Source organism: Paraburkholderia phenazinium (assembly GCF_900141745.1).
Taxonomy (GTDB): Bacteria; Pseudomonadota; Gammaproteobacteria; order Burkholderiales; family Burkholderiaceae; genus Paraburkholderia; species Paraburkholderia phenazinium_B.
This window is the reverse complement of record NZ_FSRM01000001.1, coordinates 1,553,464-1,566,064: the sequence shown is the minus strand read 5'-3', so window position 1 is coordinate 1,566,064 and position 12,601 is coordinate 1,553,464. Positions and strand designations below refer to the sequence as shown.

13 protein-coding genes and 2 tRNA genes are annotated in these 12,601 nt (G+C 60.7%); 7 read left to right on the top strand and 8 right to left on the bottom strand.

The genetic code is table 11. From position 1 onward, the window contains the following. Window positions 1-100 precede the first annotated feature (100 nt). Window positions 101-697, top strand: coding sequence for a chorismate mutase (locus BUS06_RS07340; protein WP_074263678.1), 597 nt, complete (start codon window positions 101-103; stop codon window positions 695-697). Here the strand turns inward: BUS06_RS07340 and BUS06_RS07335 are convergent. Both BUS06_RS07335 and BUS06_RS07330 read right to left on the bottom strand, forming a co-directional pair. Further along, window positions 694-1,845, bottom strand: coding sequence for an exonuclease domain-containing protein (locus BUS06_RS07335; protein ID WP_074263677.1), 1,152 nt, complete (start codon window positions 1,843-1,845; stop codon window positions 694-696). The two genes, BUS06_RS07340 and BUS06_RS07335, sit on opposite strands and share 4 nt — an antisense overlap. Window positions 1,846-2,278: 433 nt before the next feature. After that, a complete protein-coding gene (locus BUS06_RS07330) occupies window positions 2,279-2,482 on the bottom strand; it encodes a cold-shock protein (protein ID WP_074263676.1) in 204 nt (67 codons plus the stop codon). 410 nt (window positions 2,483-2,892) lie between these two features. Between BUS06_RS07330 and BUS06_RS07325 the strand changes: the two genes are divergently transcribed. Beyond that, the gene (locus tag BUS06_RS07325; RefSeq protein WP_074263675.1) at window positions 2,893-3,135 is read left to right on the top strand and encodes a hypothetical protein; all 243 of its coding nucleotides are present in this window, start codon (window positions 2,893-2,895) and stop codon (window positions 3,133-3,135) included. A 528-nt stretch (window positions 3,136-3,663) separates the two neighbouring features. Beyond that, a complete protein-coding gene (locus tag BUS06_RS07320; protein ID WP_074263674.1) occupies window positions 3,664-4,809 on the top strand; it encodes a porin in 1,146 nt (381 codons plus the stop codon). Window positions 4,810-4,911: 102 nt separating this feature from the next. Here the strand turns inward: BUS06_RS07320 and greB are convergent, their stop codons facing one another. Continuing rightward, complete coding sequence (gene greB / locus BUS06_RS07315; RefSeq protein ID WP_074263673.1) at window positions 4,912-5,481, bottom strand: transcription elongation factor GreB; 570 nt, start codon at window positions 5,479-5,481, stop codon at window positions 4,912-4,914. Window positions 5,482-5,600: 119 nt separating this feature from the next. Here greB and BUS06_RS07310 point away from each other — a divergent pair. Both BUS06_RS07310 and BUS06_RS07305 read left to right on the top strand, forming a co-directional pair. Further along, a tRNA-Arg gene (locus BUS06_RS07310) sits at window positions 5,601-5,677 on the top strand. A 72-nt stretch (window positions 5,678-5,749) separates the two neighbouring features. Next, window positions 5,750-5,826, top strand: a tRNA-Arg gene (locus BUS06_RS07305). A 186-nt stretch (window positions 5,827-6,012) separates the two neighbouring features. Here BUS06_RS07305 and BUS06_RS07300 read toward each other — a convergent pair. The 5 genes from BUS06_RS07300 to BUS06_RS07280 all read right to left on the bottom strand — a co-directional run bounded on the left by BUS06_RS07300 (window position 6,013) and on the right by BUS06_RS07280 (window position 10,944). Beyond that, the gene (locus BUS06_RS07300) at window positions 6,013-6,501 is read right to left on the bottom strand and encodes a phage protein NinX family protein (RefSeq protein ID WP_074263672.1); all 489 of its coding nucleotides are present in this window, start codon (window positions 6,499-6,501) and stop codon (window positions 6,013-6,015) included. 85 nt (window positions 6,502-6,586) lie between these two features. Continuing rightward, window positions 6,587-8,959 (bottom strand): RelA/SpoT family protein, encoded by a 2,373-nt coding sequence (locus BUS06_RS07295; RefSeq protein WP_074263671.1) that lies wholly within the window; start codon window positions 8,957-8,959, stop codon window positions 6,587-6,589. Between the two features lie 86 nt (window positions 8,960-9,045). Further along, complete coding sequence (gene rpoZ, locus BUS06_RS07290; RefSeq protein WP_031359151.1) at window positions 9,046-9,249, bottom strand: DNA-directed RNA polymerase subunit omega; 204 nt, start codon at window positions 9,247-9,249, stop codon at window positions 9,046-9,048. Window positions 9,250-9,309: 60 nt separating this feature from the next. Beyond that, on the bottom strand, window positions 9,310-9,990 hold the full coding sequence (gene gmk, locus BUS06_RS07285) for a guanylate kinase (RefSeq protein WP_074263670.1): 681 nt from the start codon (window positions 9,988-9,990) through the stop codon (window positions 9,310-9,312). 30 nt (window positions 9,991-10,020) lie between these two features. Then, window positions 10,021-10,944, bottom strand: a complete 924-nt coding sequence (locus BUS06_RS07280) for a YicC/YloC family endoribonuclease (RefSeq protein ID WP_074265953.1) — start codon at window positions 10,942-10,944, stop codon at window positions 10,021-10,023. A gap of 235 nt (window positions 10,945-11,179) precedes the next feature. On the opposite strand from BUS06_RS07280, the gene rph reads away from it, so the two are divergent. Both rph and rdgB read left to right on the top strand, forming a co-directional pair. After that, entirely contained in the window at window positions 11,180-11,932 is a 753-nt protein-coding gene (rph, locus tag BUS06_RS07275) for a ribonuclease PH (RefSeq protein ID WP_074263669.1), read from the top strand. A gap of 52 nt (window positions 11,933-11,984) precedes the next feature. Next, window positions 11,985-12,596, top strand: a complete 612-nt coding sequence (rdgB, locus tag BUS06_RS07270) for an RdgB/HAM1 family non-canonical purine NTP pyrophosphatase (protein ID WP_074263668.1) — start codon at window positions 11,985-11,987, stop codon at window positions 12,594-12,596. The last annotated feature ends 5 nt before the right edge of the window (window positions 12,597-12,601 follow it).

Here is a 12,601-nt window from a genome sequence, read left to right as displayed (position 1 = left end):
CGCCATGTTCGCGCACGTCTCCCGCTTTATACCCGTCGCTTTACCGCCGCATCGTTTATTCTTCAGGCTTTTCTCCCTCGACTGCCCGGTCGCCCCTCTCATGAATCGTTTGTATCGTAGCGGTGTACTGTGTGCGCTCGCGCTGTGCGCCGCATCGACTCTATCGCCGCGCCTCGCTCATGCAGACAGCGACGACACCGCCCTGACCAATCTGATTTCGCTCGTATCTCAACGACTGGCTCTTGCTGAGCCTGTCGCGCGCTGGAAGTGGGCAAACCATCAGGCCATCACCGATGCACCGCGCGAAGCCGCTTTACTCGACGATGTCGCCAAGCGGGCGGCCGCCGCGCAGGTCGACCCTGAGTTTGCACGAGCATTCTTCCAGGATCAGATTGACGCCAGCAAGGAAGTGCAGAACGCCCTGTTCGCCACCTGGCGCAGCACGCGCCCGCCTGAGGGGGCTCCTCCCGACCTCGCGACCAGCACCCGGCCCCAGCTCGACCGGTTGACCAAGTCGATGATCGCCGGGCTCGCACGTGTGCAGACGCTACGTACGGCCCAAGACTGCCCGTCGCGCGTGGCGCAGGGTATTGCGAACTGGAACTCATTGACCCGCTATGACTCCGCCCGCTCGGGCGCACTCACCCACGCGCTCGGTCACGTGTGTGAATCCGGCGGGGTTGGCGCGACGGGCTAGGCGACGCTCGCTGCACTTGCCGCGATGGGCAACCCAAGCGGCATGACCCGCAGGCCGCGCGCGAGATGCGACTGCAGGATCCGGTAAGTCGAAAGTTCAAACGAACCCGCGACGCTCGACGCATGCAGGCTTGCCGCCTGGGCGAGCGAGGGGGCGTGACCGACGTAGCGCCAGCGGTCGACCACGTGAAAGGCGCGGGCTTGCAACTCCGCGTCGCGCTCCTCGAAAACGATAGGTCCGTCGAACGGCCACGGGGCATCGACAGGGTCGCTTTTCGCGACCCGCGGGACGCGGTTCTGCCCCGGACGCAGCGTCGCGATCCACTGAGCCTCCGCCAGCATAGCCCCCAACTCGCCGCCGGTCGCCAGCCACTCGACGCGCCGCACCTGCTGCGCGAGCCGCATGTCCTTCGACGAGCGGCGCTCGCCGCTCAGATGCGAGCGCAAGCGTTGCCGGACCCGCACGCTGCGGCCGACATAGAGCGGCACATCGTCCTCTCCGTAGAACACATAGACGCCGCAACCGGCCGGCGCCGTATCGAGCAGGTCTTCCGTGATTTCGCCCGCCAGCCGGTAACGTCGCAACGTGCGGTCGATCTGCGTGCGCAGCACCTCGAGCGGGACCAGCCCATGCAGGCGCTGCCAGAACTGCCACAGGAGGTCGGCATCGGCCAGCGCACGGTGCCGGTCGGACGGTACCAATGCGTACCGCTCGACTAGCGCGTCGAGTCCGTGGCGCTTTTCTGCCGGAAAGAGTGCGCGCGACAGACGCACGGTGCACAGTACATCCGGATTGAACGCCAGTCCCGCGCGGCGAAACTCGCTGCGCAGGAAGCCACGATCGAAACTCGCGTTGTGCGCAATAAACAGCTTTCCCTCGAGGCGCTCGAACAGGGCGGGAGCAATTGAATCGAATGTGGGAGCGCCGCGCACCATCGCATCGGTGATACCCGTGAGTTGCTGGATAAAGGGCGGAATGCTTTGCTGCGGATCGACCAGCGTGCTCCAGCGGGACACACCCAATGGACCTACTTCGACGACGCCCACTTCGGTGATGCGATGTTCCCCGGTCGATCCACCTGTGGTCTCAAGGTCGACGAACGCTATCGGCAAATCGATCGCGGGATTCTGCAAAAACTGTTCTGACATGGGCAAGGATAGGGTTCGATACGTGGCTTGCTGCAAGTATGCATCAGTTGGCGCACCGGCATGCGCGCGGTCTGGCCGCTTTAATGCGGGGCTGAGGGAGCGGTACGCGGTGCGGTGGCAGTCTTTAGCGAATCTGGACGTCGTGGCAACATTATGTTTTTATGACTCGAACACGGAAAGGCCGGCCATTTTTATACTCGAAAACCCTGGGTAAATCGACGTAACAGAACGCGTGCGCTTCACTCAGGGGCAATATCGGCCACGCACATACTGCCTTAAGCCCTCTGCAGTCACCGAGATACGCCCGAGCAGGAATTAAAATAGGAATAAACCCGTATCAAACATCACCAATAAAAAAGCCCCCGGCAATGCGAGGGCTTTCCTGCTCTACGATGCAGTGTTGCGGCCGCGCGGTTGGCGTGGCCCGCACGGCTTACAGCGGCTGGATGTTCGCTGCCTGCTTACCCTTCGGGCCCGTCTTCACTTCGAAGGAAACCCGCTGGTTTTCCTTGAGCGATTTGAAACCTTCGGCGCGAATTTCCGAGAAGTGCGCGAACAGATCGTCGCCACCCGAGTCCGATGTGATGAAGCCAAAGCCCTTAGCATCGTTGAACCATTTTACGATACCAGTTTCCATATTCCAATTTCCCTCTAGATTTGATTAAGACGGGCAATGCCCTCACGCCGATTACGATACGACCTTATTGAGGTACGTGGTAGCGATATGCCATCACGTCTTCTAATCTAAAATTCAGCATTGCCGTTATACGGGGAAGAAAGATCAGCCGTCAAGAAAATTTTTAATAGAGGCTTATAAGCTGAAACAATAACGAAACGACACCTGACTGGATGCAACGAACGCGCGCATATTAAGTAACAACCGAATATCCGGCACGTCAGTTTTACTTGATAACTCCCCTCCCCGCATAAAGAGGGAATTTTTCCCTGGATTTGTAACAGAGTATGTCTTTCGTAAGTGTTTGTCCGGGTTGTTCCAGTAAACCGGTCGCCTCATGATGGTCTTGGAAGTATGTAAAGGAGATAGTCATGCTGCTGAACGAACTCCATCGCTTTACCGCCTGGATGAGCCGCTCGCTCCACAAGGCGCCCGCGGACAGGGCCAGACAGCCGGCAGAGTCGGCCTTCGACTTTGATCCCATGTGGCATGGCGATCACTGGCAAAACCTGTTGTCTTCCCCAATGGATGCCCGCCATTACGTAATGGAAGACTGGAGCGTGGTTACTGATTTCGAATCTCTGCCGGGCGTCCTCGCTACCGATATCCGCTAGAACCGGTTCACGGAAAACATAGGCAAAAAAAAGCGCGACTGGGAAGTCGCGCCGACAAAGGTTTGGAGATCTTTTTCGTCAACGAAAAAGTCCGCTTCGAAAAGCAGAAAGACCAGTATACAACCCGCGCTTCGAAACATTGCCGGTGCGATGGACAATCATGTATTGCTCGTCCCGCAACAATCTTGATTTTCATTCTTTTCGCGTTGTTTTTGCGCATCATTTGGTGTAGCAATTGAACAACGCACGACTGTTGACACACCCTCTCCCCACCCGTTGTATCCACGCAAAGCCTTTTCCAATAAGGCTTTGACAAACATCGCCAATAATTGCGCGTCAAGTAATACTTTATTGCGCAAATCGGAAGGTCCGCTGGGCGACCACGTCCTTACACTCTGCCTGTCCGGAAACAAGCGCGCCGCTTGCATCGTGCGCACTCACGCAGACCATCGCCTCTCGCAGCGTACGCGTGACGTTTCCTCGAAGCCTGGGTTTCCAAAACCCATCCTGTTCTCGGAGTTTACAAAGATGAAAAAGACACTCATGGTCGCGGCCCTCACGGGCGTTTTTGCTACTGCAGCGCACGCGCAAAGCAGCGTTACGCTGTACGGTTTGATCGATGCAGGCATCACCTACACGAACAACCAGAATGGTCATTCCAACTGGCAAGCAACGGACGGCGCGGTCAACACGAGCCGTTGGGGCCTGCGCGGCTCTGAAGACCTCGGTGGCGGTCTGAAGGCAATCTTCACGTTGGAAAACGGCTTTAACGTCATGAACGGCACCCTCCGCCAGGACGGTCGTCTGTTCGGCCGCCAGGCATTCGTTGGTCTGGCAAGCGACCAGTTCGGCGCCGTGACCCTTGGCCGTCAATATGACAGCGTTGTGGACTATCTCGGACCGCTGGCACTGACGGGCACGCAATACGGTGGCACGTTCACGGCTCACCCGTTCGACAACGACAACCTCGACAACTCGTTCCGCGTCGACAACTCGGTCAAGTTCCAGAGCGCGAACTACGGCGGCTTCAAGTTCGGCGGCCTGTATGGCTTCTCGAACGCAGCTGGCGAGTTCTCGAACAACCGTGCTTACAGCGTTGGCGGTTCGTATAACTACGGCGGCCTGAATGTTGCAGCTGCGTACCTGCAACTGAATAACAACGTTGGTGCTCTCGGCGCAATCACGAACACCGCCGGCGCAGTCGACGGCGACAACACGCTGCTGGCAGGTCGTCAGCGCACGTTCGGTGCTGGCATCAGCTACGCATTCGGCCCGGCAACGGCAGCCTTCGTGTACACGCAAACCAACCTGAACGACCTCGCAGGCATCGCTGCGGGTTCGGCAGGTACGTCGGCAACGGTTCCGCTCGGCGCGACCAGCGGTCACTTCCAGAACTTCGAAGTGAACGGCCGTTACCAGCTGACGCCGGCTCTGAGCCTGGCTGCTGGCTACACCTACACGCAATCGAGCATCGATGGCGCGAATCCGAAGTGGAACCAGTTCAACCTGCAAACTTCGTACTCGCTGTCGAAGCGTACCGACGTGTACCTGCAAGGCGAATATCAACACGTGAGCCAGGACGGCTCGGGCCTGAACGCAGACATCAATGGTCTGACCGCTTCGGGCAACAACAACCAGGTTGCTGTGACGGCAGGTCTGCGTACCCGCTTCTAAAGCATCCGGTAGTAGAAGTACTGAAAGGCGCCGCTTGCGGCGCCTTTTTTTTGTCACCTGTGACTTGAAGGCAGTGCGTGCCCGCACCGCCTGGCCCAGCGATTAACCGCCTTCATCCGGCGGTGGGTACACCACGTCGATGATATCGATCGGTTCTGGGCCCGCGGGAGTGTGCAACGTCACCTGATCGCCGATCCTGGCCTTCACCAGCGCCCGCGCCACGGGCGAAATCCAGCTTACCCGTCCGTGGTCCAGATCGACCTCGTCGACACCGACTATCGTCACCGTGTGCACCTCGCCATCCGCGGTCGCATAGTCGACGGTCGCACCGAAAAACACCTGGTCGATATTTTCCTGCTTGCTGCTATCCACAATCTCCGCCAGATCAAGGCGTTTGGTCAGAAACCGGATGCGCCGGTCGATTTCGCGCAACCGCCGCTTTCCGTAGATGTAATCGCCGTTTTCGGAACGGTCGCCGTTCGAGGCCGCCCACGAGACCAGTTTCACGACCTCCGGACGCTCCTCGTCGATCAGATGCAGCAGTTCATCGCGCAGCCGCCGGTAACCGGCGGGGGTAATGTAGTTTTTCGCACCGGCTGGGATCGCAGGTTGCGCGGCGTCGAGATCGTCGTCACTCTCTTCGCTCGATTCTTTAACAAAGGCCTTGTTCATGATCTTCCATAGACTGCAGCAAACCCTGCCCATCAAGGTTACACGATCAGGGCAACCAGACAAATCGCCGTTTCACGCTTCCCTTTTTTGATACCTTTGCTATAATCTCGTTTCTGCGTGCGGCTGTAGCTCAGTTGGATAGAGTACTTGGCTACGAACCAAGGGGTCGTGGGTTCGAATCCTGCCAGCCGCACCACTTATTTCGAGGGCCTCCCTCCGGGGAGGCCCTTTTGTTTCACCCGGCTTTTCGTTGTATCCAGTTTGCCGTGCGGCTGTAGCTCAGTTGGATAGAGTACTTGGCTACGAACCAAGGGGTCGTGGGTTCGAATCCTGCCAGCCGCACCACTCATGAAGGGCCTTCCATATGGAAGGCCCTTTGTTTTTGCGTTGATGGGTTAACGGCGTTGAAGTGCGCCGCATCCATCGTGACACTCGCAGCCATGCGCAGACCGGCGCCTTAAGGCCGCTCACACAGGTTGGCACGATGGACAACAGTGGTGGCAATCTCCCGTGTCCTGCCCAACTCGCGTTTCACCGCGGCGCTGATTGAATGTCGCCGATCTGCCCGTCAGGCGTCGGAATATCTTCGGGCGACATCCCCGCCGTTACCTCGCTGATGAGTTCCGCCTTGAGGCCGTCGAGCGCCTGCGACTGCTGCAAGACATCTTCCACGGTATCGCCGAACCGGCTGGTCACAAACGCCCGCAGCACCGCCACGCGCAATGAGTCGCCCCGCCCCTCCGCCGTCCTGTGGCCGCCTTCGAAGTCCGCGACGCAATGCGCCTGCTGGCGATTCACGTGCTCCCGCACCTCGAGCCGCTGCGTCCGCTCCAGTACGGTCGCAGCCGCCTCCCATGACGTGGAGGGGGTGAACCGGCCGTCCCATGGACGTCCGCGCTCCTCGCCGCGAATCGAGACGGTCTGTCCGCCATCGGTAAAGTGGATTTCACGCACGAAGTCGTGCAGGCTGCGGGCGACCCAATAGTCGAGGTCCATGCCGTTCAGGTCAGCTACGTTCATTGCGCTCTCCCTCAAGAACAGAGTGAGACCCGAATCTGGCCCGAGTGTTCAGACCGGCGCTGCAGAATTGCAGCAGGAGAAGCCGTCAATAATCGGCGCGTTCGCGATCGATTCGCATCCCGCCATCGTGACGGTGATGCCCTTCTTCGCTAGGCCGTTCGCGTGCGATGCGCATGACGTCAGGATTCGTGCGAACCCGGCGCATGACGTTGGCCAGATGCACCCGGTCGCTGACCTGAATCACAAAGCGCAAGACCGTGGATTCCTGCGACAGGTCTTCGTCCATCGCAATGTGGACGATGTTGGCGTCTGCGGACGTGATATCCGCCGCCACGCGGGCGAACACGCCCTTGGTGTTCTTGACGAGCACCTTCACCGCCACGTCGAACAGACGGCCTGGCTGCGGCGCCCAAGCCACGTCGATCCAACGGCCCGGATCGCGCCGGTGAATGCGCTGGGCGACCCGGCAGTCGGTGGTGTGAATAGCCATGCCGAGGCCGATGCCGATATAACCCATGATGTCGTCGCCCGGAATCGGCCGGCAGCAGGCCGATAGCTGCACGGACATACCTTCGGTACCCGTGATCACCACCGGCGGCGCATGCGACGTGTGGCCGGACTCAGAGCGCGGGCTGTCGTCGTCGGCATCGTGCCCGTTCATCAGCACCTCGATGCGCTTGGCCATGACCGCCGCCACGCGCCGGCCAAGGCCGATATCCGCGAAAATTTCCTGACGGCTCTTGTTGCCGGTCCACTGCACGAGCTTTTCCCACGCTTCCGGTGTGACCTCGGAAAGCGCGAGGTCGTAGCCCTTCAACGCCTGATCGACGAGCCGCTCGCCCAGTTGCACCGACTCGTTCAGCCGCATCGTCTTCAGATAGTGACGGATAGCCGAGCGCGCCTTGCCACTGCGCACAAACCCGAGCCACGCCGGATTCGGCTTTGAATACGGCGCCGTGATCACTTCGACGATATCGCCGCTCTTCAGCTCAGTGCGTAACGGCAGCAGTTCATTGTTGATCTTCACCGCAACGCACTGGTTGCCCAGGTCGCTGTGGATCGAATAGGCGAAATCGAGCGCGGTCGCGCCGCGCGGCAGCGCCATGATCCGCGACTTCGGCGTAAACACGTAGACCGCATCCGGGAACAGATCGATCTTCACATGCTCGAGGAATTCGCTCGAATCGCCCGCTTCGCTCTGGATATCGAGCAGCGACTTGAGCCACTGATGCGCGCGCTTCTGCACGTCGTTCAGATCCGCACCGCCGTTCTTGTACAGCCAGTGCGCGGCGACGCCCGCTTCGGCGATCTCGTGCATCTTGCGCGTACGCACCTGGAACTCGATCGGCGCACCGAACGGGCCAACCAAGGTGGTATGCAGCGACTGGTAGCCGTTCACCTTCGGAATGGCGATGTAGTCCTTGAACTTGCCCGGCACCGGCTTGTAGAGCGCATGCAGCGCGCCGATGCAGGTGTAGCACTCCAGCGCGCTCTCGACCACCACGCGGAAGCCGTACACGTCCAGCACTTGCGAGAACGACAACTGCTTGTCGCGCATCTTCTTGTAGATGCTGAAGATGGTTTTTTCGCGGCCGGTGACTTCGGCGTCGAGCTTCGCGTCCGCAATGGCGCGCTGCACCGACTCCAGAATCTTGCCGACCACCTCCCGCCGGTTGCCGCGCGCCGCCTTGACTGCTTTTTCGAGCGTGGCGTAACGATGCGGGTTGAAGTTCGCGAAGCTCAGGTCCTGCAACTCGCGATAGGTATTGTTCAGGCCAAGCCGGTGGGCGATTGGCGCGTAGATATCCAGCGTTTCGCGCGCCACGCGGCGGCGCTTTTCCGGCGGCACCGCGCCGAGGGTGCGCATGTTGTGCAGCCGGTCGGCCAGCTTCACCAGAATCACGCGCACGTCGCGCGCCATCGCGAGCAGCATCTTGCGGAAATTCTCCGCCTGCGCTTCCTCGCGATTACGAAACTCCATTTTGTCGAGCTTGGACAAGCCGTCGACCAGTTCCGCGACCTTGGCGCCGAAACGCTCGGCGAGTTCGGCTTTGGTCACGCCCTGGTCTTCCATCACGTCATGCAGCAGCGCCGCCATGATCGACTGGGCGTCGAGCTTCCAGCTGGCGCAGATCTCCGCGACAGCAACCGGGTGCGTGATGTAGGGCTCGCCGCTCTGGCGATACTGCCCGAGGTGGGCTTCGTCGCTGAAGTGGAACGCCGCCTTGATGTCCTTGATCTCTTCCGGCGACAGATAGCCGGACAAGGCAGAGGTCAGCTTGGCGATCGAAACGACGTCATGCCGGCGCGGCTGCTCCGGCGTGGCGGTCGGCCCGAACAGATGGCGAAACGATTGTTCGAGGACCGCGTCGATGTACTTGCGTGCCGAGGCCGGTGAGTCGCCCTCGTGGACTTCGTTCTCCACTTCCGTGACAGGGGGCGAGGGGGTAGTGCTCATATTCGCCTCCGTATCAGGTTCAGGTTTGACGCCGGTCTGCACGCGCGTGTGAATTACATGGCAATCGAAAACGGATGGAACGTACCTTAGACCGGTACCTTCTTCAGCATTTCGACGCCGACCTGGCCAGCCGCGATCTCACGCAGCGCGACGACGGTGGGCTTGTCGCGGCTTTCGATCTTCGGCGTGTGGCCTTGAGCGAGCTGGCGTGCGCGATACGTTGCGGCAAGTGCCAGTTCGAAGCGATTCGGGATCATTTTCAGACAGTCTTCGACGGTAATGCGGGCCATGTTGGATTCCTTCTCAGTATGTTGCTTATTCTACCTTATGTGCTCGATACCTCGCCGCAGTCACGCGTGCGGGAGGTGGATGCCGAGTTGCACAAAAAGGTCCGTGTGGCGTGCGTATTGCGAGGCGAAGCGCAAGCGCGTTGAGGCTACGAGACACTGCAACTCCGCCAGCGCACGGTCGAAGTTCTCGTTGATCACCACGAACTCAGCTTCAGCCGAGTGCGCGATCTCGCTACCGGCGGCCAGCAGCCGCCGTGTAATCACGTTTGGCTCATCCTGGCCGCGCTTTTTCAAACGGTCTTCCAGCGCTTCGAGCGAGGGCGGCAGAATAAAGATTTCGACAGCATTGCGAAACTGTTTTTTCACCTGTTGCGCGCCCTGCCAGTCGATTTCGAGCAGCACGTCATGGCCGCTTTTCATCTGTTCTTCGATCCACAGACGCGAGGTTGCATAGTAGTTGCCATGCACCTCGGCGCTTTCGAGAAACTCGCCCGTGGCGTGCCGCTTGAGAAAGTCGTCGACCGTCGTGAAGTGGTAATGCTCACCGTCCTTCTCCTTCGGACGCGGCGGGCGCGTCGTGTAGGAGATGGACAGGCGGATCGCCTCGTCGCGCGCGAGCAGCGCATTGACGAGCGTCGATTTGCCCGCGCCCGAGGGCGCAACCACCATGAACAGGTTGCCAGGGTAAGCCCCAGCGTATGGATTGCGCGGTGCGCTGTTTTCGCGTGTGTGGTCGGTCATTGCAATCGTTATCCGAAAGTGGCTCGAAGATTACTCCAGATTCTGCACCTGCTCGCGCATCTGTTCGATGAGCAGCTTCAAGGTCATCGACGAATCCGCCAGTTCTTTCGCAGCAGCCTTCGAACCGAGCGTGTTCGCTTCGCGGTTGAGCTCCTGCATCATGAAGTCGAGGCGCTTGCCGACCTTGCCGCCCTTCTCGATCACGTGGCGCGTTTCGTTCAGGTGGGCGGTCAGCCGCGACAACTCTTCCGTGATGTCGATGCGGATGCCGTACATCGTCACTTCCTGCCGGATACGCTCGGCGATCTCTTCACGCGAGATGCTGGTCGACACAGTGTCCGGCGCGGCAATGCCCAAGGCTTCCTGCAAGCGCTCGACAATCTTCTGCTGATGCCTGGTGATCAGTTCCGGCACCAGCGGCGTGATCCTTGCAACGATCGTTTCCATCTCCGTGACGTTGCCGAGCAGCATCGCGCCCAGTTGGGCGCCTTCGCGGCCGCGCACGTCGATCAGGTCGGTAATCGCCTGCTTGCCGCACCCAAGCACCGCATCGCGCAGCGTTTCAGCGGGGACACCGCTTTCGGCGAGCACACCCGGCCAGCGCAGGATTTCGCCGGTCCGCAGCCGGCCGGCTTCCGGAAAAGCGTTGACGACCGCGCGTTCCAGCAGCGCAAGCTGGCTCAGAGCGTCATGATTGATCGCTCCAGCGTTGGCCGACTGTTCGCTACGCTGCAGATTGATACGAATATCGACCTTGCCGCGCGAGAGCTTGTTCATCAGCATTTCGCGCAGGACCGGCTCGCAGACGCGCACGTCTTCCGGCATCCGGAAGTTCAGATCGAGAAAGCGCGAGTTCACCGTGCGCAGTTCGACCGATACGCTCACGCCACCATTGCCGGTATTCGCCGCGAGTTCGCGCGTGGCGCTCGCATAGCCAGTCATGCTGTAGATCATCATTTGTCTCGCGATGAGGCCATGCCGCTGACGGGATGGCCGAAAGAGTCGAATCGCCCGGCGTGTACGAGACGCGGGGCGTGGAAACGGCATTATCCCATCTTTGGCGGAACGCCCCGCCATACCTGGATCTGGCCTCTCTGCGACACACGCCGGAGCAGACACGGAACCGCCCCGTACGATCAGCGGTAAAATTAGCGTTTCCCTCCCGCCTACCCCACCCAGACCCCGAACGATGAACGACACCACCGCATTTTCCAAAGGCCGCCCCAGCGGCCGCCGCGCCGATCAGCTGCGCGATGTGCGCATCACGCGTCACTATACGAAGCATGCGGAGGGCTCGGTGCTGGTCGAATTCGGCGACACCAAGGTGATCTGCACGGCGAGCGTGGCGGAGACCGTCCCCGGCTTCCTGCGCGATCGCGGTCAAGGCTGGCTGACGGCCGAATACGGCATGCTGCCGCGCGCCACCAACACCCGCAACGACCGCGAAGCCGCACGCGGCAAACAGACCGGCCGCACCCAGGAAATCCAGAGGCTGATCGGCCGCGCGCTGCGCTCGGTGTTCGATCTCGAGAAACTCGGCCAACGCACCATGAATCTCGATTGCGACGTGATCCAGGCCGACGGCGGCACTCGCACGGCGAGCATCACGGGCGCCTTTGTCGCCGCGCACGATGCGGTGACAAAGCTGCTGGCCAGCGGCCGCATCGAAACCTCGCCGATCACGGACTTCGTGGCGGCGATTTCGGTGGGCGTCTACAACGGCTTGCCGGTGCTCGATCTCGACTACGACGAAGACTCGAAGTGCGACACCGATATGAATGTCGTGATGACGGGCGCGGGCGGGTTCGTCGAGATCCAGGGCACGGCTGAAGGCACACCGTTCTCGCGCGACGAGATGAACTCGCTGCTCGATCTCGCTCGCGACGGCATCAGCACGCTGGTGGCGAAACAGAAAGAAGCGCTGGGGTTGAAGGGTGAGTGATCGCGACATCGCCCGCGGCGCAGCTCTCCCGGCTTCCGACGCGGGAAAGGCAATGACCGCGTCGCTTGGAAAAGTGGTGCTGGCCTCGAACAACGCGGGCAAGCTGCGCGAGTTTGCGGCGTTGCTCGACGCGGCCGGCATCGAACTGATCCCCCAGGGCACGCTCAATGTGCCCGAAGCGGAAGAGCCCTATCCGACTTTCGTCGAGAATGCGCTGACGAAGGCCCGTCATGCGGCGAAGATCACCGGCCTGCCGGCGCTGGCCGACGACTCCGGACTGTGCGTGCGCGCGCTGCGCGGCGCACCCGGCGTCTATTCGGCGCGCTACGCGCAACTCGCGGGTGGGCCGAAAAGCGACGCCGCGAACAATGCACGCCTCGTCGAGCAACTGCAGGGCCACGCCGACCGTCGCGCTTACTACTTCTGCGTGCTCGCGCTCGTGCGTCACGCCGACGACCCCGAGCCGCTGATTGCCGAGGGCCGCTGGCCAGGCGAGATCATCGACGCGCCCCGCGGTGCACATGGTTTCGGCTACGACCCGCATTTCTTCCTGCCTGAACTGAACGCGACGGCGGCCGAGCTCGATCCGGCAGTGAAGAACGCCAGCAGCCATCGCGCGATCGCACTGCGAAAATTGCTCGCGCGCCTGACGGAGGAAGCGTGATTCCC

Bases quoted from the DNA above. Each gene is read 5' to 3' on its own strand.
- BUS06_RS07340 (WP_074263678.1), top strand. From the start codon at position 101: ATGAATCGTTTGTATCGTAGCGGTGTACTGTGTGCGCTCGCGCTGTGC.
- BUS06_RS07335 (WP_074263677.1), bottom strand. From the start codon at position 1,845: ATGTCAGAACAGTTTTTGCAGAATCCCGCGATCGATTTGCCGATAGCG.
- BUS06_RS07330 (WP_074263676.1), bottom strand. From the start codon at position 2,482: ATGGAAACTGGTATCGTAAAATGGTTCAACGATGCTAAGGGCTTTGGC.
- BUS06_RS07325 (WP_074263675.1), top strand. From the start codon at position 2,893: ATGCTGCTGAACGAACTCCATCGCTTTACCGCCTGGATGAGCCGCTCG.
- BUS06_RS07320 (WP_074263674.1), top strand. From the start codon at position 3,664: ATGAAAAAGACACTCATGGTCGCGGCCCTCACGGGCGTTTTTGCTACT.
- greB (WP_074263673.1), bottom strand. From the start codon at position 5,481: ATGAACAAGGCCTTTGTTAAAGAATCGAGCGAAGAGAGTGACGACGAT.
- BUS06_RS07300 (WP_074263672.1), bottom strand. From the start codon at position 6,501: ATGAACGTAGCTGACCTGAACGGCATGGACCTCGACTATTGGGTCGCC.
- BUS06_RS07295 (WP_074263671.1), bottom strand. From the start codon at position 8,959: ATGAGCACTACCCCCTCGCCCCCTGTCACGGAAGTGGAGAACGAAGTC.
- rpoZ (WP_031359151.1), bottom strand. From the start codon at position 9,249: ATGGCCCGCATTACCGTCGAAGACTGTCTGAAAATGATCCCGAATCGC.
- gmk (WP_074263670.1), bottom strand. From the start codon at position 9,990: ATGACCGACCACACACGCGAAAACAGCGCACCGCGCAATCCATACGCT.
- BUS06_RS07280 (WP_074265953.1), bottom strand. From the start codon at position 10,944: ATGATCTACAGCATGACTGGCTATGCGAGCGCCACGCGCGAACTCGCG.
- rph (WP_074263669.1), top strand. From the start codon at position 11,180: ATGAACGACACCACCGCATTTTCCAAAGGCCGCCCCAGCGGCCGCCGC.
- rdgB (WP_074263668.1), top strand. From the start codon at position 11,985: ATGACCGCGTCGCTTGGAAAAGTGGTGCTGGCCTCGAACAACGCGGGC.